Origin of the sequence: Klebsiella sp. P1927 (genome assembly GCF_018204675.1) — a bacterium.
GTDB lineage: Bacteria > Pseudomonadota > Gammaproteobacteria > Enterobacterales > Enterobacteriaceae > Klebsiella > Klebsiella pneumoniae.
The window spans coordinates 4715097-4731448 of record NZ_CP073377.1 but is presented as its reverse complement, the minus strand read 5'-3'; the positions used below and the strand labels follow the sequence as shown (position 1 = coordinate 4731448).

Here is a 16352-nt window from a genome sequence, read left to right as displayed (position 1 = left end):
GTGGCGCTTCGCTTACCCGGCCTACGAATAACGCACCTGTGGGCCGGGTAAGGCGCAACCGCCACCCGGCAAAACAGCATTAATTCTGCAACACCGACGACACCAGCAGCTGGGTGTAAGGATGGTGCGGATCGTCGAGCACCCGGTCGGTTAAGCCACTCTCCACCACCTGGCCCTGCTTCATCACCAGCAGACGGTTCGCCAGCAGGCGAGCGACGCCGAGATCGTGGGTAACAATCACCACCGCCAGATTCAGCTCCACCGCCAGGCCGCGCAGCAGGTCTAGCAGCCGCGCCTGCACGGACACATCCAGCCCGCCGGTGGGTTCATCCATAAACACCAGCTTCGGCTGGGTGACCAGATTGCGGGCGATCTGCAGACGCTGCTGCATGCCGCCGGAGAAGGTGGTGGGCAGGTCGTCGATGCGCGAGGGGGGAATCTCCACCTCCTGCAGCCACTTTTCGGCGGTGGCGCGAATGTTGCCGTAGTGGCGGGCGCCGGTGGCCATGAGCCGTTCGCCGATGTTGCCCCCGGCGGAGACTTGGCGACGCAGACCGTCCATCGGGTGCTGATGCACTACGCCCCATTCGGTGCGCAACAGGCGGCGGCGTTCGGCTTCGCTCATGGCGTACAGCGAGCGCTGCTGGTACAGCACCTCGCCCTGCTGCGGCGTCAGGCGGGCGGAGATTGCCTTCAGCAGGGTGGTTTTACCGGAGCCGGACTCGCCGACGATGCCGAGCACTTCTCCCGGCCACAGCTCGAGGGAGACATCGCGAAAACCTTTATCCGGGGCGTAGAGATGAGTCAGGTTATTCACAGCAAGTAATGGCTGGTTCATTTTTTCTGCCCCTCGCTCTGCTGGCGGCAATAGTCGGTATCGGAGCAGACAAACATCCGCTGGCCGCTGTCATCCAGTACCACTTCGTCGAGGTAGCTGTGGCGCGAGCCGCAGATGGCGCAGGGCTCATCCCACTCCTGCACGGTAAAGGGATGGTCGTCGAAATCGAGACTCTCCACCGGGGTATAGGGCGGCACGGCGTAGATCCGCTTTTCGCGCCCGGCGCCGAACAGCTGCAGCGCCGGCATCATGTGCATTTTCGGGTTATCGAATTTCGGGATCGGCGAAGGGTCCATCACGTAGCGGCCATTGACCTTCACCGGATAGGCGTAGGTGGTGGCGATATGGCCGAAGCGGGCGATATCTTCATACAGTTTCACCTGCATGACGCCGTACTCTTCCAGGGCGTGCATGGTGCGGGTTTCGGTTTCACGCGGCTCGATAAAGCGCAGTGGCTCCGGGATCGGCACCTGGTAGATCAGGATCTGATCCTCCACCAGCGGCGTCTCCGGGATCCGGTGGCGGGTCTGGATCAGGGTGGCGTCTTCGGTACGCTCGGTGGTGGCGACGCCGGTGACGCGCTTAAAGAACTGACGAATCGACACCGCGTTGGTGGTGTCATCCGCGCCCTGGTCAATCACCTTCAGCACGTCGTTCTCACCGATGACGCTGGCGGTCAGCTGGATGCCGCCGGTGCCCCAGCCGTAGGGCATTGGCATTTCGCGCCCGCCGAACGGCACCTGGTAGCCGGGAATCGCTACCGCTTTGAGAATAGCCCGGCGGATCATGCGCTTGGTTTGCTCGTCGAGGTAAGCAAAGTTATAGCCAGTCAGTGGGTTAGCCACGTTCGTTCTCCCGTTGCAGGTGTTTCAGCAGCGCCAGTTCGGCCTGGAAATCGACATAGTGCGGTAGCTTCAGATGCGAGACGAAGCCGGCCGCTTCGACGTTATCGGCGTGGGCCAGCACAAACTCTTCATCCTGCGCCGGGCCGGCAATCTCTTCGTCATAGTCCGGCGCCTGCAGCGCACGGTCGACCAGCGCCATGGCCATCGCTTTGCGCTCGCTCATGCCGAAGGTCAGGCCGTAGCCGCGGGTGAAGTGCGGCGGCTCCTCCTGCGGGGCGACGAAGCCATTAACCATCTCGCACTCGGTCAGCAGCAGCTCGCCAATATTGACGCTAAAGCCCAGCTCTTCCGGGACGATTTCCACCTGCACGTAGCCGCTGCGGATCTCGCCGGCAAACGGATGGTTGCGGCCATAGCCGCGCTGGGTCGAATAGGCCAGCGCCAGCAGGTAGCCTTCATCGCCGCGCATCAGCTGCTGCAGGCGCGAGGAACGCGAGCAGGGGTAGACCGGCGGGGTGCGGGTGATATCGTCGGGCGGCGTGCCGCGATCTTCCTCGGTCTTCGCCAGCCCCTGCTGCGTGAGCAGGCTAAAGACGTGCGGCGTCGGCTCTGCTTCGCCATCGGCTTGCTGCACAGACGGCGCTTCGCCATTGGCCAGCAGGGTAAAATCGAGCAGGCGGTGGGTGTAGTCGTAAGTGGGGCCCAGCAGCTGGCCGCCGGGAATATCTTTGTACACTGCGGAGATGCGGCGTTCGAGGCGCATCTCCGCAGTGTTAATCGGTTCGCTGACCGCCAGCCGCGGCAGGGTGGTGCGGTAGGCGCGCAGCAGGAAGATCGCTTCGACGTTATCGCCGCTGGCCTGCTTCAGCGCCAGCGCCGCCAGTTCGCGGTCGGCGATCCCGCCCTCGGTCATCACCCGGTCCACCGCCAGGCTGAGCTGGTCGCCTATTTGTTCGACGCTCAGTTCGGGAAGCCGTCCATCGCCCCGTCGTTTCTGTTCCTGTAAGGCGTGAGCGGCGCGGATCGCCTTCTCGCCGCCCTTGACGGCAACGTACATTTAGCACACCTCCACGTGGGTGGTGCGCGGGATCGCCAGCAGGCGCTCGCCGCAGGTGAGGATCAGGTCGATGCCCAGCGGGAACGGGTGCGGGCGTTCGGTTAATTCGTCGATGATGCAGTCCGGCAGCTGCGGCGCGATCATTCGCTCTTCGGCAATGCCTGCCCCGGTCAGGCGCAGCATGCGTCCGCCGCTGAGGCTGGCAAGCTGAACGATCAGTGTGACGCCGGTTTCCGGCGCGGTGACGGTGCCAGCGGAAAGGACGTTGAGCTGCTCGGCGCTGATGCCGTCATTGGCGACGGCAAAGACCGCCTGCTGCGGCTGGTCCACCAGCGGCGCGCCGGTATGAAAGCGCAGATTCTGTCCCACCAGATCGTTACGCAGGGCGCTGGCGAGCCAGACCGGTGTTTCATGATCGGCAAGGGTCAACAGCAGGCTGGTGGAGGCCACGTTCAATGGCTGCCAGCCGTGCTGAAGCTGCTGCAGGGAGACAATCACCCCCGGCTCGCTCATCGCTTTCAGCAGGCGACGAAAACTGTGTTGGGCATCCTGCACAGCCAGGGTAAAAGCGGGTTGTAAGGTCATACGTTATCTCCGCGAACCAGGGTAAAGAAGTCGACCCGGCTGGCGTTGACTTCGGCGCGTCGGGCTTCAATGCGCGCGCTGCGTAGCGCTTCCAGCGGGGTTATCAGGGTTTCCATTAAGGTGTGAAAATGGCGGGGCGACTGCAGCAGGGCGTCGATCGCCGCGCAGCGTTCAGCGTGCGGGCGGTCGCGGCCTAAGATCCAGCTGTAACCGAGGGTACCGTCAGCCAGGCGTACCGCTGCGCGGGTAAGGGTGGCGTCGCCGGCAAAGAAGCGGTCGCCGATACCGCCCATGCGGGCCTGGAGCTGTACCAGCCCGGTTTCCGGGGTGCGAATCAATTCATATTCCGGCGCCAGCTGCAGGGACTGCATGCGCGCCAGAAGGTCCTGCGGTTCACTGTGGGCCAGCACGGACATCCAGCGCTGGCGGGTGGCGGTATCGAAGTGCATTCAGTGCTCCATGGTAAATTCAATCATGTCGGCGCGGGTCAGGCTGACGGAGTACTCCGCTGTGACCGACTCGCCCTCGCGGCTATTGAGCGTGCGGACGCAGAGCAGCGGCGCCATATTGGGGATTTCCAGCAGCTTGCTCTCTTTTGCCTGCGCGCGGCGGGCGCTGATTTTGGTGCGTACGCGGGTCAGTTCGACGTCGAGCCGATCGCGTAGCAGATCGTGCAGCGAGCCGTGGCTGAAGGTCTGTAGCACCGGCCAGAAGCGCAGGTCGGCGAAGTAGTGGTCGATCAGGCACAGGGCGACGCCATTGACCCGGCGCAGGGTACGCAGGTGGATCACGTTCTCGCCCTCATTGATGCCAAAGGCCTCGGCGACATGGGCGCTGGCGGGGCGCAGCACCGACAGCAGCTTTTCGCTGGTGGGATCGCTGCCTTGTTCCAGCAGGTTTTGGCTGAAGCGCGCCTGGGCGTTAAGCGGGTAGTCGATGGGGCGCATCAGCACCAGCACACCCACGCCCTGACGGCGCTGAACCCAGCCGCGCTCAACCAGCTGGTCGATAGCCCGGCGCAGGGTGTGGCGGTTAACGTCGAAGCGTGTCGCCAGCTGCTGCTCGGCGGGCAGATAGTCGCCGCAGCGATAGTGATGGCGCAGCTCCTGCTCAAGTCGGGCGGCGATTTCCTGATAGCGCGTGGGGTAACTGGTCGGATGTCTGGACAGGTGCATGGTCATCAAGCCTCACACAGCATAGACGAGGAGCTTCCTCGCGTTGTGGGCCGATCCTGACCGGTTTATGTTGCATTTCGGTTAAGTGACGATGACCAAAGGATGAAGAGTTGATGCCAGGCGGATGACAGGGCGGCCGGGCCGCCCTGGGGGCGTCAGCCTTGTTTGACCACGTTGATCATCCAGGGGACGCCAAAGCGGTCGACGACTTTGCCGAAGCCGTGGGCCCAGAAGGTTTCCTGCCAGGCCATCTCAATGCGCCCGCCGACAGCCAGCGCGTCGAACCAGCGCTGGCCTTCAGCGACATCGCTGGGATCGAGGACGAGGGTGAAGCCGGCGTAATGCACATCGGGCCCGAAGGCGCTGTCGCTCAGCATCAGCTCGCCATTATTGATGCGCAGGCTGGCGTGGGCGATAGCATCATCCGCCATCTTCTGGCCAGACGGGCAGCCGTCTGACGCTTCCTGCGCCGGGGGCGGCATTTCGCCAAAGGTCATTTTAAACATCAGCTCTGCGCCCAGCGTCTGCTGGTAGAAGGCGATCGCCTCGGCGCAGTTGCCCGCAAAGGCAAGGTAGGGACTTAAGGACATGGTGAATACCTCAGTGACCGTAACCCGTAAAGCGTAGTCGCCCGGCAGGCGATTGAGCCAGACGGCAGGGCGAAAAGGGGCGCTGAAATATGACGGCAGGCGACAGTGTAAATAGCGGTTGCCGGCGAGGGAAATAACAGGATGCGCCGGGTGACAAACGGCCACCAGGATATCGGGAGCGGCGACGGTTATGTGAAAAAATAATCGCGCCGCCTACCCGAAATTAAATCAGTTCTTTTTCACAAATTCCGATTTGAGCTTCATCGGACCAAAACCGTCAATTTTGCAGTCAATATTGTGATCGCCTTCGACAAGACGGATATTTTTCACTTTGGTGCCGATTTTCAGCATCGAAGAGCTGCCTTTAACCTTCAGATCTTTCACGACGGTAACGCTGTCGCCATCGGCCAGTAAATTGCCATTGGCATCTTTAACGATCAGAATGTCGCTCTCTTTCGTCACCTCGGCAGGGTTCCACTCATGGGCACATTCCGGGCAGATGTACATGCCGCTATCTTCATAAGTGTAAGTCGAATCGCATTTTGGGCAGTGTGGCAGTTGCATGACGCTCCTCATGATGTCGTCGAAAAACAGGATGTTGGTCCTTTAAACAGCGGCTGATAGCCGAAAGTGGGTATGATTATAGCGCAATCACCCACTTTTGTCGGGTGTTTTTTTGCTAAAAAGTAGCCGTGGTATTATTCCGGGAAAAAGCGAATAAACGCTGAAATTAACCGCCCGAAGTAGAGCAAAATCGACGAAATAATTTCCGCGCGATCGGCAGGAAATGAACTTATTTATTTTCCGACACTCTGTAATGAGGCGGTAAATTTCTGTGAAGTTGATCGCAGATATAAACACTGTTAGGGTAAAAAAGGGGAGCAGGTCAATTTCATCAAGCATCACGATGAGCCGCTCCATTTATTCACCAGTAGCCAGAGCAGGCGTCAACAGGTTCGGTTGTACATTCTGTCAGCAGACAGTGCAGGCAAACCTGCTACGCTTGAAATGAGGAGCACAGCAATTCACCGCTCCTGACGCACGATGCGAATGGCCTTGCCATTCGGCGAAGAGGCGTGCACTCAAGGCGGAGTAGCAGAGGAAAAATATGCTTAAAAGGAAAAAAATAAAGCCCATCACCCTTAAGGATGTGACCATCATCGATGATGGTAAACTGAAAAAGGCGATCACCGCGGCCTCCCTGGGCAACGCGATGGAGTGGTTCGATTTTGGCGTCTACGGCTTTGTGGCCTACGCCTTAGGTAAAGTCTTCTTCCCCGATGCCAACCCAAGCGTGCAGATGATTGCCGCGCTGGGTACCTTCTCCGTACCATTTTTAATTCGTCCGTTAGGCGGCCTGTTCTTCGGGATGCTGGGCGATAAATATGGTCGGCAAAAAATTCTCGCGATAACTATCGTGATCATGTCGATAAGTACTTTCTGTATCGGCCTTATTCCGTCGTATGCCACGATAGGTATCTGGGCACCGATCCTGCTGCTGCTGTGTAAAATGGCGCAAGGCTTCTCGGTCGGCGGTGAATATACCGGGGCGTCGATCTTCGTCGCGGAATACTCTCCTGACCGCAAGCGCGGCTTTATGGGCAGCTGGCTGGACTTTGGCTCCATCGCCGGGTTTGTGATGGGGGCCGGCGTGGTGGTTCTCATCTCCAGCGTGGTGGGTGAACAGAACTTTCTCGACTGGGGTTGGCGTATCCCGTTCTTCCTGGCGCTACCGTTAGGTATCATTGGTCTCTACCTGCGCCATGCGCTGGAAGAGACGCCGGCGTTCCAGCAGCATGTTGACACCATGGAGCAGGGCGATCGTGAAGGATTGCAGGACGGGCCGAAGGTCTCTTTTAAAGAGATTGCCACCAAGCACTGGCGTAGCCTGCTGACCTGTATCGGTCTGGTGATTTCCACCAACGTGACTTACTACATGCTGCTGACCTACATGCCGAGCTATCTGTCGCATAACCTGCACTACTCGGAAGATCATGGGGTGCTGATCATCATCGCTATCATGGTCGGGATGCTGTTTGTACAGCCGGTTATCGGTATGCTCAGCGACCGTTTCGGCCGTCGCCCGTTTATCCTGATTGGTAGCGTGGCGCTGTTTGCCCTGTCGATCCCGGCCTTCATTATGATCAACAGCAACGTGACTAGCCTGATCTTCGCCGGCCTGCTGCTGCTGGCGGTGGTGCTGAACTGCTTTATCGGGGTGATGGCCTCCTCGCTGCCAGCGATGTTCCCGACGCACATCCGCTTCAGCGCCCTGGCCAGCGCCTTTAACATCTCGGTGCTGATTGCCGGTCTGACGCCAACCCTGGCGGCGTGGCTGGTGGAGACCACCCAAAACCTGATGATGCCGGCGTACTACCTGATGGTTATCGCGGTGGTGGGTATGGCGACGGGCCTGTCGATGAAAGAGACGGCTAACCGTCCGCTGAAAGGGGCGACCCCGGCGGCGTCGGATATCCAGGAAGCGAAAGAAATCCTTGGCGAGCACTACGATAACATCGAGCAAAAAATCGAAGATATCGATCAGGAGATCGCCGATCTGCAGGCAAAACGGTCGCGCCTGGTGCAGCAGCATCCGCGTATCAACGACTAACCGTTTTCACTGCTAATCATGCCGCCTGGGGAAACCCCGGCGGCATTTTTTATGCCTCCGGCAAGGCCAGGCCGTGACGCCGCTGCTGGCTGAGTTTACGGTACTGCTGCGGCGGCATGCCCACGTAGCGGGTAAAGGTGCTGTAGAAGCGGCTGCTGGAGCGAAAACCGGCGGTAAGGGCAATATCCAGGATGGTCTTGTCGGTATCGCTCAGCAGCGCCCGCACATGATTGATACGCATGGCGGTTATGTACTGCTTCATGGTCTGCTGCATCACCCGCTGAAAGACCCCCATCGCGTAGTTCGGGTTGAGCTTCACGTGCTCGGCAACGGCATTGACGGTCAGCGCCTGGTCGTAGTGGGCAGCGATAAACTCCAGCATCTGGCTGACATAAAACTGCGCGTGGCGCGAGACGCTGTTCTTGTGGGTGCGTGAGGTTTTATTGACCAGAATCGGCTGCCAGCCGGCGAGGCTCAGCCGCTTCAGCATCAGGGCGATTTCATCGATCGCCAGCTGGCGTATCTGTTCATTCTCGTGGCTCAGTTCCTGCTGCCAGCGGCGTACTTCGAAGGCGCTCAACTGCTGCGCGGCGAGGGATTTAATCACCATCCCATGGGTGACGTGGTTGATAAGCTCCCGGTCCAGCGGCCATGAGAGAAACAGATGCATCGGCAGGTTGAATATCGCCATCTGCTGGCAATCGCCGGGGCGGGTCAGCTGATGCGGCGTACAGGCCCAGAACAGAGTGATATAGCCTTTCTCAATGCGCACCACTTCGTTATTAATCAAATACTCCACGTCGCCATCGAACGGCACGTTGACCTCCACCTGGCCGTGCCAGTGGCTGGTGGGCATGGCGTGCGGCGGGCGCAGTTCGATATCCATACGCTGATACTCGGAGTAGAGCGCCAGCGGGCTGCGGCTCTGCTTTTCGTCGCTGCTGCACATAAAGGGATCGGGGGGCAGAGAGGTGAAGCGGTGTTCCATCGTTAGCGTATTCCTGAATTGTCAGAGTGGCTGCATTTTTCGCCAGAACTGACGACAGCTTAGCGGAAGAATCGGCCCATTTTCTCTCCTTTTTGCTCAATCTGTTCCCGAAATCTCAGATTTTGTGGCGCTTAATGGCCGATCTGAGCTTTCGGGAATGCTCCGGCGGGAACAGGGCAGCGCAGCGGGGAGCGGCGTGCCACTCTGCAAGTGTTCAATGACCTGATGGAGAGTGCGTGATGTCTGCCCCAAAAATTACTTTTATCGGCGCCGGTTCGACGGTGTTCGTCAAAAATATTCTCGGTGATGTTTTCCAGCGCCCGGCGCTGAAATCGGCGCATATCGCGCTGATGGATATCGATGAAACCCGGCTGGAAGAGTCGCATATCGTGGTGCGCAAGCTGATGGATTCCGTGGGCGCGAACGGCGAAATCAGTTGCCACCGCGACCGGAAAACCGCCCTGCAGGGCGCCGATTTTGTCGTCGTTGCCTTCCAGATTGGCGGCTATGAGCCCTGTACCGTCACCGATTTTGCAGTCTGCAAGCGCCACGGCCTGGAGCAGACCATTGCCGATACGCTGGGGCCGGGAGGCATTATGCGCGCGCTGCGCACCATCCCGCACCTGTGGGCTATCTGCGACGATATGAGCGAGGTCTGCCCGGACGCCACCATGCTTAACTACGTCAACCCGATGGCGATGAACACCTGGGCGATGTACGCCCGCTACCCGCATATCAAGCAGGTGGGTCTGTGCCACTCGGTGCAAGGCACAGCGGAAGAACTGGCGCGCGACCTCGATCTCGATCCGGCGGATTTACGCTACCGCTGCGCGGGGATTAACCATATGGCGTTCTATCTGTCGCTGGAGAAAAAGCTCGCGGACGGCAGCTACGTCAGTATCTACCCCGACCTGCTACAGGCCTACGCCGACGGGCGGGCGCCGAAGCCGAACCTGCACGGCAACCCGCGCTGCGAAAACATCGTCCGCTATGAAATGCTCAAAAAGCTGGGCTACTTTGTCACCGAGTCCTCGGAGCATTTCGCCGAATACACGCCATGGTTTATCAAGCCGGGCCGCGATGACCTTCTCGCTCGCTATAAAGTGCCGCTGGATGAATACCCTAAACGCTGCGTCGAGCAACTGGCCAACTGGCATCAGGAGCTGGAGAGCTATAAGCGCGGGGAGCGCATTGGGGTGAAACCCTCCCGCGAATATGCCAGCACCATCATGAACGCCATCTGGACCGGCGAGCCAAGCGTGGTGTACGGCAACGTGCGCAACGATAATCTCATCGACAACCTGCCTCAGGGCTGCTGTGTGGAAGTGGCCTGCCTGGTGGACGCCAACGGCATCCAGCCGACCAAAGTGGGCGCGCTGCCGGCGCATCTGGCGGCGCTGATGCAGACCAATATCAACGTGCAGACGCTGCTCACGCAGGCGATCCTCACCGAAAATCGCGATTACGTCTATTACGCCACGATGATGGATCCGCACACCGCCGCGGTGCTGGGGATCGAAGAGATCTACGCGCTGGTGGACGATCTGATCGCCAGCCACGGCGACTGGCTGCCGGCCTGGCTGCACCGTTAATCCTCTTATGCCGCCGGGGGCAACGAACCCGGCGGTGCCTGTCACGCTCTATCAAACGCTGAAGGAGGCGCTGGCGACAGCGACCTGGACCCTATGAGTATTTCAATGACAACAAAGCTCAGCTACGGATTTGGTGCCTTTGGTAAAGATTTCGCTATCGGTATCGTCTACATGTACCTGATGTATTACTACACCGATATTGTTGGCTTATCGGTCGGGGTGGTTGGCACCTTGTTCCTGGTGGCAAGGATCCTCGATGCGATAGCCGATCCGATCATGGGATGGATCGTTAACTGTACGCGATCGCGATGGGGGAAGTTCAAACCGTGGATCCTGATCGGCACGATAACCAACTCGGTGGTGCTGTATATGCTGTTCAGCGCCCACCACTTCAGCGGCGGGGCGCTGCTGGCGTGGGTGTGGCTAACCTACCTGCTGTGGGGCTTCACCTACACCATCATGGATGTGCCGTTCTGGTCGTTGGTGCCGACCATTACCCTCGATAAACGCGAACGCGAGCAGCTGGTGCCTTACCCGCGCTTTTTCGCCAGTCTGGCGGGATTTGTCACGGCCGGCGTCACGCTGCCGTTCGTCAACGCCGTCGGCGGCGCCGATCGCGGTTTCGGTTTTCAGATGTTCACTCTGGTGCTGATCGCCTTCTTCGTCGTTTCCACCCTCGTCACCCTGCGCAACGTGCATGAGGTTTACTCCTCCGACAGTGGTGTGAGCGAAGACTCCAGCCACCTCTCACTGCGCCAGATGGTGGCGCTGATCTATAAAAACGATCAGCTGGCCTGCCTGTTAGGCATGGCGCTGGCCTATAACACGGCGGCGAACATTATCGCTGGCTTTGCGATTTACTACTTTACCTACGTGATTGGCAGCGCGGAGATGTTCCCGTATTACATGTCCTACGCCGGGGCGGCGAATTTGCTGACGCTGATCCTGTTCCCACGACTGGTAAAAGGGCTGTCGCGGCGCATTCTGTGGGCGGGTGCTTCGATCATGCCCGTGCTGGGCTGCGGCGTGCTGTTGCTGATGGCGCTGGGCGGCGTTTACAACATCGCGCTGATTTCGCTGGCCGGGGTGCTGTTGAATATCGGCACTGCGCTGTTCTGGGTGCTGCAGGTTATTATGGTGGCCGATACCGTCGACTATGGCGAATATACGATGAATATCCGCTGCGAAAGCATCGCCTATTCCGTTCAAACGCTGGTAGTCAAAGCCGGTTCGGCGTTTGCGGCCTGGTTTATCGCCATCGTGCTGGGTATCATCGGTTACGTGCCGAATGTTGTGCAGTCGCCCCACACGCTGCTGGGGATGCAGGCGATTATGATTGCGCTTCCGACGCTCTTTTTTGCCCTGACGCTGTTTCTCTATTTCCGTTATTACAAACTGAATGGCGATATGCTGCGACGGATTCAGATTCACCTGCTGGATAAATATCGCCGGGTACCGGAAAATGACGTCGAGCCGGAACGGCCGATTGTGGTACCCAATCAGGTGTAAAAAGCGTGCGAAAACCGCTGACGAAAGAGGGGAGGGATGCTCTCTTTTTGAGCAAAAAACAGTGTCTTAAAAAAACAGAAAGAGAAAAATTTAGTTCTCTATTTTATCTCAATTATTTCTCTTTTTGAGCGTTCTGGACTGTTTGTTTCTCCGATTGTTCTCAAATAAAACTCAGAATTGTCTCTTTTTCGTGCTCTTGCGCTGCTTTTTAACTCTTGCTACTCTTTTTGGGTCTTACATTTTTCTCTTATTTGTCTCAGTGATGGAGCAATGCAATGCGCATTTTTATCGATGATGGTTCAACCAATATCAAAATGCTGTGGGAGCAAGATGGCGAAACTTTCACCCATATCAGCCCCAACAGTTTTAAACGCGGCTGGTCTGCCACCTTCGGTTCGGGGAAGCCTTTTAACTACACGGTGGATGATGAAAAGTACTCATTCGACCTGATCACCCCCGATGCGCTCCCAACCAATAACATTGACTGGCAATACAGCCCGTTGAACTCCATCGCTGTCCATCATGCGCTGCTGACCAGCGGTCTTGAGCCGCAGGATGTTGAAATTGTGGTCACCCTGCCGCTGACCGAATTTTATGATGAAGATGCGCAATATCGCCTCGACAATATTGAGCGCAAGAAAAAGAGCCTGCTGCGCGACGTTAAACTGAATAAAGGCGTGGTGTTCAATATCACTAAAGTTACCGTGCGCCCGGAATCGATTCCGGCGGGCATTAGCCTGTGTGATGAGCTGAAACCGTCGCATTCGGTGCTGATTATCGACCTTGGCGGCACCACGCTGGATATTTCAATGGTCGCCGGGCAGATGACCTCGGTTTCGCGCATTTACGGCGACCCGAAGCTGGGCGTATCGCTGGTGACCGACGCCGTTAAGCTGGCGCTGGCCCGGGCGAATACCGACACCTCCAGCTATAACGTCGACCAGATAATCATCAACCGCCACGACGAAGAATACCTGACCGACAACATCAACGATCCGGATGCGGTTTCTGAGGTGAAGAAGGTGATCAATAACAGTATCGAACGTCTGACCACGCGTGTCCTGACGGCCATCGATAGCTTTAAAGGCTATTCGCACGCGATCGTCATTGGCGGCGGCGCGCCGCTGGTTGCCGACGCCATTCGTGAACGGATGGGTCTGCGCGAGGATCGTTTCGTGGTGGCTGAAGAGCCGCAGTTTGCCCTGGTGCGTGGTCTGAAAATTATTGGTTAAGGAGCGTCTATGACTCTGGATCGCAGAAAAGTGCTGATTTACCTGCGCCCGGATATCAGCGCCAGCGAGCGCTTCGCGGACGCAAAAATTGAGGCCCATCACCGTGGCGACCGCGGCGATATGTCGCGTACCGCGCTGCTGGCGGGGCTGGCGTTAGGGGAAGTCGATAGCCGCTTGCCGTCGATGCTGGCGGCGCTGCTGGCGGAAGATACTAAACCGGAAACGCTGCGTAAGATGCTGGCCTCGTTCCTTGAGATCCAGCCGGCCTCTCCCGCCCCGGCAGCCGCGCCAACAGCCGCCCCGGCTAAGGCGCCGGAGCCGCCCGCGCCGGTGAGCGAGAGCGTCTCCGCGCGTAATCTCGCCGGTTCGTTACCGGATTAAGCGCTATTCCCGGTTTGCGCGACCCGGGAAACTCCCCGGCTTGCGCTGCGCTTAGTTTGTATGCCGGGTATGGCGTAGCCGCCACCCGGCATACAGGCGGCTCCCTGGCTGGGGCCATGCCCGGCGGCGCTACTGGACTGACCCCATAAAGTTGGATGGTTCATATTAAGCGGCTCTCAGAGCCTGGGTTCGGTACTCTACCGGACTCAGGCCTTTTAATTTCAGGCTTATCCGCTCGTTGTTGTAGTAATGGATATAGTCCTCTACGGCTTTTCTTAGCGCACTGACACTCCTGAACTCCCTCAGATAAAAACACTCCGATTTCAGGGTCCCGAAGAAGTTTTCCATCACTGCATTATCCAGGCAGTTTCCTTTACGCGACATACTCTGCGTCATCCCATGCGCCTTTAAACGTTCCTGATAGCTCCTCATCCTGTAATGCCAGCCCTGATCCGAGTGCAGCAGCGGAGCATCTCCCGGTCTGAGCTTCGGGAACGCACCGTCCAGCATCGTATTCACCATCTCCATCACCGGCCTTTCCGACAGGCTGTAGGCGATAACCTCCCGGTTAAACAGATCGAGAACTGACGACAGGTAAAGCTTTTTTCCCTGTACCGGGAACTCTGTCACATCTGTTACCCATTTTTCGTTGGCTTTTGACGCACCGAAGTTCCGGCTCAGGATATTGGGCGCGGCCTCGCCCGTTCTCCCTTTCCAGGCACGATATTTTTTCGCCCTTATCACAGACCGGAGTGACAGTTCTGCCATCAGCCGCTGCACTGTTTTATGGTTTATCCGCAGCCCCTGTTTTCTCAGTGCGAGCGTGATCCTGCGGTAGCCATAACGACCTTTGTGATAGTGGTATATCTTCCTGATGTTCTCTTTAAGACCCGCATACCTGTCCCCTTGCTTCAGTGCATTCATATTGTAATACCACGTGCTACGGGACATACCGGCCGCCCGCAGAAGGTCCCGCAGAGCGTGTTCATGCCTTAGTTCACTGATTATCAGGGCTTTTTGCCATTTTTTTCGCTCTGAACCAAGGCTTTCAACTTTTTTAGATAGGCATTCTCTGCCCGCAGATAACGCAGTTCGGCCCTGAGTTCTTCGGGGGAGAGTTTTTCCAGCTCTTTATCTGTTAGTGGTGGGATATTTTTTGGCTTTGTCATTTTTCCGGGCCGTCCGCATTGTATGTTTAAAAGACCTTCCGCTCCGGCATCGTTGTACACGTCGAGCCAGCGCCGGACAAGTATTTCTGCGGAGAGATTAAACCGGGCAGCCGCTTCACGCATCGTCAGGCGGTCACTGATAACCGCCCGGACGACCACGAGTTTAAATTCATCGGAATAATGATTATTTTTTGCAGTCAGGCCTTCTGCACCGTGGAACTGCCATGCCCTGACCCAGCGACGGACAGATGTTCTTTCAATACCAAAAAGGTCGGCTGTACTCTGTTCTCCGTCTTTACCGGACAAATAATGATTAACCACAGCCAGTTTTGTTTCAGGGGAATACTTTGGTTTAGCCATAAAATTGCACCTTACTCAGTTGGGTGTCCAACTTTTGGGGTGCAGTCCATACGCTTGCGCGGGCCTACGGATCCAGTGTAATGGTGGGTCCAGTGCCATTTGTAGGCCGGGTAAGGCGTAGCCGCCACCCGGCGCGAAGACGGAACGCCACGACCCGGAATGTCGGCCCTATCCGTGGGCGAGGAAGCGCGCCAGGCGCTGCTGCAGCAGGCGATTTTCGCGGGTCAGCCGCGCGTTCTCATCCAGCAGGGTCAGCGCCACCGCAATTCCCGGCCAGTCCAGCTCCAGCTCGTTACGCAGGCGTACCGCGCGATGCACGATCGTCACCGCGCTGTCGTCGAACAGCCAGGTGTCCGCCTGCGGCTGGTGTGGCTCAATCATCCCTAAGCCGACGATCTCCGTCAGCTCCTCTTCCGACACCCCGGTACGCAGGCACAATTCGGTAATGGTAAACGTCACTGTTACTGTAGCCATCAGGCTTTCCCCCATGTCTTACGCGGATCGAAGCTGGCTTCGGCGGCGGCCAATTGTTGCCAGAGCTCACGCGCTTTTTCATCTGGTTTTGGCGGCATCACTATTTTAATAACGGCGAACAAATCGCCGGTGTGGGTTTTGCTCACGAGTCCTTTCCCTTTGATACGCAGTCGCTGCCCTGCCTGACTGCCCGGTGGCACCGTCAGCAGAATGCTCTCTTTCAGGGTGGGCACCGTCACTTTCGCGCCCAGCGCGGCCTCCCATGGCGCCAGCGGCAGGACGATCTCCAGGTTATGACCGACAATATCGAATAGCGGATGCGGGGCGATGTGGATAACCAGCCACAGATCGCCGTTCGGGCCGCCATTCTCCCCCGGCGTCCCCTGGCCTTTCAGGCGGATACGCTGACCATCGACTACCCCGGCGGGGATCTTCACATTCAGCGTTTTCGGCGTTTCGCTTTCGATCATGCCAAACACGTTGTACACCGGCAGGTTATAGCTGATGGTGCGCGTCTGCTCGGCCAGCGTCTCTTCAAGGAACACCGCCACTTCGATCTCCAGATCGTGGCCGCGCGCCGCGTGTTGACGACGACGCTGATGCGCCTGCTGGCCAAACATGGAGGAGAAGATGTCGTCGAAATCTTGCTGACTGTAGCTCTGCTCGTGGGTCTGTCGCTGGCGACCGAAGCCGGGATCGTTGCGATGCTGCCAGAGCTGATCGTATTCGGCGCGCCGTTGCTCATCTTTCAGGACTTCCCAGGCTTCGGCGAGATCCTTAAATTTGGCTTCGGCATCGTTTTCTTTACTGACGTCGGGGTGATATTTGCGCGCCAGGCGGCGGTAGGCGGTCTTGATGGTTTTCAGATCGTCGGTTGGTTGCACCCCGAGAATGGCATAATAATCCTTCAATTCCATGATTTTTTCTCATCTATGCTCAGTGCGGT

The 16352-nt window shown here is 57.9% G+C and carries 19 protein-coding genes; 6 read left to right on the top strand and 13 right to left on the bottom strand.

Annotated elements, in window-relative coordinates:
* Positions 1-79: 79 nt before the first annotated feature.
* From phnK to KB892_RS31555, 9 genes are all read right to left on the bottom strand, one after another.
* Entirely contained in the window at positions 80-838 is a 759-nt protein-coding gene (phnK, locus tag KB892_RS23660) for a phosphonate C-P lyase system protein PhnK (protein WP_002885198.1), read from the bottom strand.
* Positions 835-1683, bottom strand: a complete 849-nt coding sequence (locus KB892_RS23655; protein ID WP_002885202.1) for an alpha-D-ribose 1-methylphosphonate 5-phosphate C-P-lyase PhnJ — start codon at positions 1681-1683, stop codon at positions 835-837. Before KB892_RS23655 ends, phnK begins: the two co-directional genes overlap by 4 nt.
* A complete protein-coding gene (locus tag KB892_RS23650) occupies positions 1676-2740 on the bottom strand; it encodes a carbon-phosphorus lyase complex subunit (RefSeq protein WP_002885205.1) in 1065 nt (354 codons plus the stop codon). The genes KB892_RS23655 and KB892_RS23650 overlap by 8 nt, the downstream gene beginning before the upstream one ends.
* A complete protein-coding gene (gene phnH / locus KB892_RS23645; protein WP_002885207.1) occupies positions 2741-3325 on the bottom strand; it encodes a phosphonate C-P lyase system protein PhnH in 585 nt (194 codons plus the stop codon).
* Positions 3322-3774 carry a phosphonate C-P lyase system protein PhnG gene (phnG, locus tag KB892_RS23640; RefSeq protein WP_002885214.1) on the bottom strand — a complete coding sequence of 151 codons (453 nt, stop codon included), beginning with the start codon at positions 3772-3774 and terminating at the stop codon, positions 3322-3324. Before phnG ends, phnH begins: the two co-directional genes overlap by 4 nt.
* Positions 3775-4500 (bottom strand): phosphonate metabolism transcriptional regulator PhnF, encoded by a 726-nt coding sequence (phnF, locus tag KB892_RS23635; RefSeq protein ID WP_002885217.1) that lies wholly within the window; start codon positions 4498-4500, stop codon positions 3775-3777.
* 155 nt (positions 4501-4655) lie between these two features.
* Positions 4656-5090: a VOC family metalloprotein YjdN gene (yjdN, locus tag KB892_RS23630; protein ID WP_002885221.1), complete on the bottom strand. Its 435-nt coding sequence runs from the start codon at positions 5088-5090 to the stop codon at positions 4656-4658.
* 228 nt (positions 5091-5318) lie between these two features.
* Positions 5319-5654, bottom strand: coding sequence for a zinc ribbon domain-containing protein YjdM (locus KB892_RS23625; RefSeq protein WP_002885223.1), 336 nt, complete (start codon positions 5652-5654; stop codon positions 5319-5321).
* An 87-nt stretch (positions 5655-5741) separates the two neighbouring features.
* Positions 5742-6011: a hypothetical protein gene (locus KB892_RS31555; protein ID WP_004151725.1), complete on the bottom strand. Its 270-nt coding sequence runs from the start codon at positions 6009-6011 to the stop codon at positions 5742-5744.
* Between the two features lie 187 nt (positions 6012-6198).
* On the opposite strand from KB892_RS31555, the gene proP reads away from it, so the two are divergent.
* A complete protein-coding gene (proP, locus tag KB892_RS23620) occupies positions 6199-7701 on the top strand; it encodes a glycine betaine/L-proline transporter ProP (protein WP_002885227.1) in 1503 nt (500 codons plus the stop codon).
* 49 nt (positions 7702-7750) lie between these two features.
* Here the strand turns inward: proP and melR are convergent, their stop codons facing one another.
* The gene (gene melR, locus KB892_RS23615; RefSeq protein WP_002885229.1) at positions 7751-8689 is read right to left on the bottom strand and encodes a transcriptional regulator MelR; all 939 of its coding nucleotides are present in this window, start codon (positions 8687-8689) and stop codon (positions 7751-7753) included.
* Positions 8690-8928: 239 nt separating this feature from the next.
* Between melR and KB892_RS23610 the strand changes: the two genes are divergently transcribed.
* The 5 genes from KB892_RS23610 to KB892_RS23590 all read left to right on the top strand — a co-directional run bounded on the left by KB892_RS23610 (position 8929) and on the right by KB892_RS23590 (position 13403).
* Positions 8929-10281, top strand: coding sequence for an alpha-glucosidase/alpha-galactosidase (locus tag KB892_RS23610; protein ID WP_004198385.1), 1353 nt, complete (start codon positions 8929-8931; stop codon positions 10279-10281).
* 93 nt (positions 10282-10374) lie between these two features.
* Entirely contained in the window at positions 10375-11790 is a 1416-nt protein-coding gene (gene melB / locus KB892_RS23605; RefSeq protein ID WP_004218080.1) for a melibiose:sodium transporter MelB, read from the top strand.
* 5 nt (positions 11791-11795) lie between these two features.
* Positions 11796-11918, top strand: coding sequence for a hypothetical protein (locus KB892_RS23600; protein WP_004218082.1), 123 nt, complete (start codon positions 11796-11798; stop codon positions 11916-11918).
* A gap of 147 nt (positions 11919-12065) precedes the next feature.
* Complete coding sequence (gene parM / locus KB892_RS23595) at positions 12066-13022, top strand: plasmid segregation protein ParM domain-containing protein (protein ID WP_004146678.1); 957 nt, start codon at positions 12066-12068, stop codon at positions 13020-13022.
* A 9-nt stretch (positions 13023-13031) separates the two neighbouring features.
* The gene (locus KB892_RS23590; RefSeq protein WP_004151723.1) at positions 13032-13403 is read left to right on the top strand and encodes a plasmid partitioning/stability family protein; all 372 of its coding nucleotides are present in this window, start codon (positions 13032-13034) and stop codon (positions 13401-13403) included.
* Positions 13404-13568: 165 nt separating this feature from the next.
* Here the strand turns inward: KB892_RS23590 and KB892_RS23585 are convergent.
* The 3 genes from KB892_RS23585 to cbpA form a co-directional block, all read right to left on the bottom strand.
* Positions 13569-14932, bottom strand: a protein-coding gene (locus KB892_RS23585) for an IS3-like element ISKpn1 family transposase (protein WP_085955125.1) whose coding sequence is annotated in 2 segments (ribosomal slippage) — positions 13569-14464 and positions 14464-14932 — 1365 coding nt in all. Because the reading frame shifts where the segments join, the coding sequence is not laid out codon by codon here.
* Positions 14933-15100: 168 nt separating this feature from the next.
* Entirely contained in the window at positions 15101-15406 is a 306-nt protein-coding gene (gene cbpM / locus KB892_RS23580) for a chaperone modulator CbpM (protein ID WP_002885324.1), read from the bottom strand.
* The gene (gene cbpA / locus KB892_RS23575) at positions 15406-16323 is read right to left on the bottom strand and encodes a curved DNA-binding protein (protein WP_002885338.1); all 918 of its coding nucleotides are present in this window, start codon (positions 16321-16323) and stop codon (positions 15406-15408) included. The genes cbpM and cbpA overlap by 1 nt, the downstream gene beginning before the upstream one ends.
* Positions 16324-16352: the final 29 nt, after the last annotated feature.

Excerpts from the sequence above, each read along its gene's own strand:
- phnK (WP_002885198.1), bottom strand. The coding sequence starts at position 838 with ATGAACCAGCCATTACTTGCTGTGAATAACCTGACTCATCTCTACGCC.
- KB892_RS23650 (WP_002885205.1), bottom strand. The coding sequence starts at position 2,740 with ATGTACGTTGCCGTCAAGGGCGGCGAGAAGGCGATCCGCGCCGCTCAC.
- phnH (WP_002885207.1), bottom strand. The coding sequence starts at position 3,325 with ATGACCTTACAACCCGCTTTTACCCTGGCTGTGCAGGATGCCCAACAC.
- phnG (WP_002885214.1), bottom strand. The coding sequence starts at position 3,774 with ATGCACTTCGATACCGCCACCCGCCAGCGCTGGATGTCCGTGCTGGCC.
- phnF (WP_002885217.1), bottom strand. The coding sequence starts at position 4,500 with ATGCACCTGTCCAGACATCCGACCAGTTACCCCACGCGCTATCAGGAA.
- yjdN (WP_002885221.1), bottom strand. The coding sequence starts at position 5,090 with ATGTCCTTAAGTCCCTACCTTGCCTTTGCGGGCAACTGCGCCGAGGCG.
- KB892_RS23625 (WP_002885223.1), bottom strand. The coding sequence starts at position 5,654 with ATGCAACTGCCACACTGCCCAAAATGCGATTCGACTTACACTTATGAA.
- KB892_RS31555 (WP_004151725.1), bottom strand. The coding sequence starts at position 6,011 with ATGGAGCGGCTCATCGTGATGCTTGATGAAATTGACCTGCTCCCCTTT.
- proP (WP_002885227.1), top strand. The coding sequence starts at position 6,199 with ATGCTTAAAAGGAAAAAAATAAAGCCCATCACCCTTAAGGATGTGACC.
- melR (WP_002885229.1), bottom strand. The coding sequence starts at position 8,689 with ATGGAACACCGCTTCACCTCTCTGCCCCCCGATCCCTTTATGTGCAGC.
- KB892_RS23610 (WP_004198385.1), top strand. The coding sequence starts at position 8,929 with ATGTCTGCCCCAAAAATTACTTTTATCGGCGCCGGTTCGACGGTGTTC.
- melB (WP_004218080.1), top strand. The coding sequence starts at position 10,375 with ATGAGTATTTCAATGACAACAAAGCTCAGCTACGGATTTGGTGCCTTT.
- parM (WP_004146678.1), top strand. The coding sequence starts at position 12,066 with ATGCGCATTTTTATCGATGATGGTTCAACCAATATCAAAATGCTGTGG.
- KB892_RS23590 (WP_004151723.1), top strand. The coding sequence starts at position 13,032 with ATGACTCTGGATCGCAGAAAAGTGCTGATTTACCTGCGCCCGGATATC.
- cbpM (WP_002885324.1), bottom strand. The coding sequence starts at position 15,406 with ATGGCTACAGTAACAGTGACGTTTACCATTACCGAATTGTGCCTGCGT.
- cbpA (WP_002885338.1), bottom strand. The coding sequence starts at position 16,323 with ATGGAATTGAAGGATTATTATGCCATTCTCGGGGTGCAACCAACCGAC.